Annotated in this window: 2 protein-coding genes; one reads left to right on the top strand and one right to left on the bottom strand. The window is 43.7% G+C overall.

Annotated features, from left to right (window positions below; all coding sequences use genetic code 11):
* Positions 1-218 precede the first annotated feature (218 nt).
* A complete protein-coding gene (locus GX089_00230; protein NLP00897.1) occupies positions 219-668 on the bottom strand; it encodes a hypothetical protein in 450 nt (149 codons plus the stop codon).
* Between the two features lie 466 nt (positions 669-1,134).
* Here GX089_00230 and GX089_00225 point away from each other — a divergent pair.
* Positions 1,135-4,202: activase (locus GX089_00225; GenBank protein NLP00896.1), on the top strand; the 3,068-nt coding region annotated here is incomplete at its 3' end.

Raw genomic sequence — 4,202 nt, 5'->3', positions numbered from 1 at the left:
TATTCTATTGTCAAACACATTCACCCATAATTTATAATATTAACAAGGTCTTTGCATGAGTTTTTTTTGTTAATATTTGATTTTTTACTCACGGAATCAGGTAAAGATGAATCCCAATCAGGATTACCGGTAGCTATTTTAATAATTGAATTGGGAGCAACGGTCAATCGGGTATCCGGTGATATAATGATATCCCCCTTGAGAATACAGTTCCCCTGTCACAACTCATCTGCTACGAGTCTGTGCCCCGGAATCGTATCGTCGGTAATAACATTGGTCTGTACCTGTTTTAATTTGATATAAGCATTATGTGGAAAAGGGTAATCTATAGTGAGTGTATCTTTTCCTGTGCACCATCTGCCTTTTGAAGTATCAAAGACAGTAACTGTAATTTCCCAGGTTTCTCTCAGAGGTACGGAAATTGAACCAGTAACTGAATCTCCGTATAAAGAAAGAGGATGTATAATGATTTCCTTCTTCCCTGAAACAGTGGCTACCGCACTATCAGGGATAAATGGAAACACTCGACCGGTCGGTACAGATGTTTTTATTACAATAGTACCGAACTTTTCTTTGCTTGGATCAGAATCGACTGGATTGGAGCAGAACAAAAATGGGAAGAAAATGATGCTGATAGTGGCATGAAGCAGAAAAAATTTTGGATTCATAGCGGAATACCATCCGGTTTTATATATTTATTTACGCTTTCAGTGTAGATAAATGGACATATCTGGTCCTGAAAAACGCTCTGTCATTTCAAACGGATTTAATCAAACTTCTCTTTGAGAAATGAGATTTCTCCCCGATGATCCGTAGAACTGACATGCTTACCTTGACTCATTCTCAATACTGATAATCCGGGCTGGATATAAATACATAATATTTATATATATTGGAAAAATAAAGGAGCAAATTCAGAAGTATTGTATTGTCAATTATGAAAAAGTCTGTCCCAGTGCCTGAGTACTGTACAGAAAACGATTGTGCACACAGTCAATACTTATAATATCAGAGTCAATAAAACAAGATTCCATCTGTTGTTTCAAGTTTTTCAATATTTCCCTTTGTCTTTGCGCAAAAGTTAATTTACTCGTATTCTTTTTGAAAAACCCATTTATAAAGGAGAATATTGCATTGAAATCACTGGGAATCTGTATTGGTGCTTCTAATCTCAAAGCTGCAGTTGTATCCGACAATGGTGACATACTGAAAAGTACCTCTATCTCCCATGATTCCTGTCCTCAACAGGCATTCTCAAACACCATTATGGAGCTGGGTACTTCAGATATTGATTATGGGTATATCACCGGACGAAAATTCCGCAGGAAAATCAACCTCCCCTCTATTACCGAAGCTGAATCTATCGAATCTGCACTGCGGCTTCTCAGATCTACCGGAAAAATGGAGGAGTCGCTGGGTGCTGTGATAAGCCTGGGAGCAGAGAATTTTGTTCTTTATCTGCTCGATACAGATCAGAATATCTGTGCTGTGGAAACCGGGAACAAATGTGCATCAGGTACAGGAGAATTCTTCCTTCAGCAGATCCGAAGGATGAATCTTTCCGTTGATGAGGCTGTCAACTTAGCCCGGGAATCAGTTTCGTACAGAGTTTCAGGAAGGTGCTCGGTATTCTGCAAAAGTGACTGTACTCATGCCTTGAATAAGGGTATTCCGGCTCAAAGGGTTACTGCCGGATTGTGTGAGATGATAGCAGAGAAGATTCTTGACCTGTTGGAAAAATCCAGCTCAAAGAGTATTCTGGCAATTGGTGGTCTCACTCAGGTCGATCCTATAATGAAGATAATCCGGGGAAACGGGTATTCTTTACATATACCGGAGTGTGCGCTGATTTTTGAAGCTGTGGGTGCTGCATGGTGTGCTCTTGAGGAGAAAAGATCTTTTTTCTCCCATGTAGACTATATCTCCTCACACCGCTCTTTCAGTGTTCATCCTCCTTTAAGTACTGCTGTCCCGAAGGTGACATTTAAGTCAATTGAAAGAAGCAGTGCAAAGTCTGGTGATGAGCTTGTGATAGGACTTGACGTAGGCTCAACTACCACCAAGGCAGTTGCACTCAGATTATCCGACAACGCCATTGTTGCATCTACATATCTCCGCACCAATGGAAATCCCATCGAGGCATCCAGGGAGTGCTATAAAGAACTCCATTCGCAGCTCCCCGGGAATGTTCTTGTGACAGGACTGGGTACCACTGGCTCGGGAAGACACATAGCGGGGCTTCACGCTGGAACCCACTTTATAATTAATGAAATTATAGCTCATGCAACAGCAGCTTCTTATTTCGATCCCTTGGTTGATACGATCTTTGAGATTGGGGGGCAGGATGCAAAGTACACTCACTTTACAAACGGTGTCCCCTCGGATTATGCCATGAATGAAGCCTGCTCTGCAGGAACCGGTTCCTTTCTTGAGGAAGCCGCAAAAGAATCACTGGGGATCGATTATCGTGAAATACAGGACTATGCACTTGAATCTCAAAGTCCTCCGGATTTCAGTGATCAATGTGCAGCTTTTATCTCATCGGACATAAAGACTGCCTCCCACGAGGGGGTAAGCAGGGAGGATATAACAGCGGGACTGGTCTACTCTATCTGTATGAACTACGTAAACAGGGTCAAAGGACAGCGTCCTATAGGAAAAAAAGTATTCATGCAGGGAGGAGTCTGTTACAACAAGGCAGTTCCGCTGGCGATGGCTAATCTTATAGGTGTTCCGATAGTGGTTCCGCCTGAACCGGGCCTGATGGGGGCATTTGGTGTGGCGCTGGAAGTAAGCCGCAGAATGGAAAATGAAACGGAGAAGAAGTATTTCAATCTTCAGGTGCTTTCCACCCGTGAAATCAGCTACGGCAAACGTTTCATCTGCAAAGGCGGCCGGGAGAAATGTGACAGGAAATGTGAAATAAGCATGCTGCGGATCGAGGATAGAAATTATCCATTCGGCGGTGCCTGTAACCGCTACTATAGTCTAATTGACAAAAAAATTACTGATTCCGGCAGGTATGATTTTGTCCGTGTCCGAAGAAACGTGGTTTTCTCACCGAGCCAGACCAGGTCATCAGCGGCAGGAACAATCGGCCTCAATAATTCTTTTCTGATGCATTCTCTGTTTCCCCTCTATTCCACCTTTTTCTCAGAGCTGGGTCTCGAGGTGATACTGCCTGACAAGGTTGACTCAAAAGGGGTGAAACGCAAAAGAGGTTCGTTTTGTTATCCGGGAGAGATCTCTCATGGAGCTTTTTACAATCTTCTGGAAAAAAAGCCTGACTTTCTTTTCCTGCCCTCAATAGTCGAACTTCCGGCGGAAAATACAGCATCTGCCCAAAGGGAGCATCAATGCACCTGTATGCTTCTGCAAGGAGAGCCTTATTATCTCAGGAGTGCATTTGGAGAGGTAGAACCGAAGCTGATCAGGGCAGTGCTTGATTTTTCAAAGGGGTTTGATTCTCAGATCCGGGAGTTCATAGAAATAGGCCGTCAGTGCGGATTCAGCGATTCTTACAGCAGGGCAGCTTATATCAAGGCTGTGGAGAAGATGAGGCAGACCACTATAACTCTGAGAGAAGAGGGAGAGAGGATTCTAAGTGAGCTGGAGAAAAGCCCTGATAATCTTGGAGTTGTGCTTTTCGGAAGGGCATATAACTCTTTTACATCCGATGCGAATATGGGGATCCCGGAAAAATTCGCGTCAAGGGGGATTCCAGTTATCCCCTGGGACATGCTGCCATTTGAAAATGAGAAAACCGGCCTTGACATAAACTGGGCAATCGGGCGGGATCTGATGAAATCGGCCACTTTAGTCTCCAGGAAGGATAATCTTTTCGGAGTTTATATCACCAATTTCAGTTGCGGTCCCGACTCTTTTCTTCTTGGATACTTCCGGGAAATCATGGGAGAAAAACCCTCATTGACACTCGAAGTTGACAGTCATACTGCTGATGCAGGTATCAATACCCGTATCGATGCGTTTATCGACATTGCGGAGCGGTACCGGTCTCTTGCAGGAAAAAGACATACTTCTCCGGAAGAGTTTACCCCGGCAAAACTGCAGTTCAAGAGAAAGGGCGCGGTTTTTATCAGTTCAAAAGGAAAGAGTTTCAGTATTTATGATCCTTCGGTGCACCTTCTCCTGCCTTCCATGGGAAGGTTGACAAGCGAGCTTATGGCCGCTGTATTCTCAGG

This window comes from Fibrobacter sp., assembly GCA_012523595.1.
In the GTDB taxonomy this organism is placed as follows: Bacteria; Fibrobacterota; Chitinivibrionia; order Chitinivibrionales; family Chitinispirillaceae; genus JAAYIG01.
Note: the sequence above shows the minus strand (reverse complement) of the source record. Positions and strands in the feature narration are given on the sequence as shown.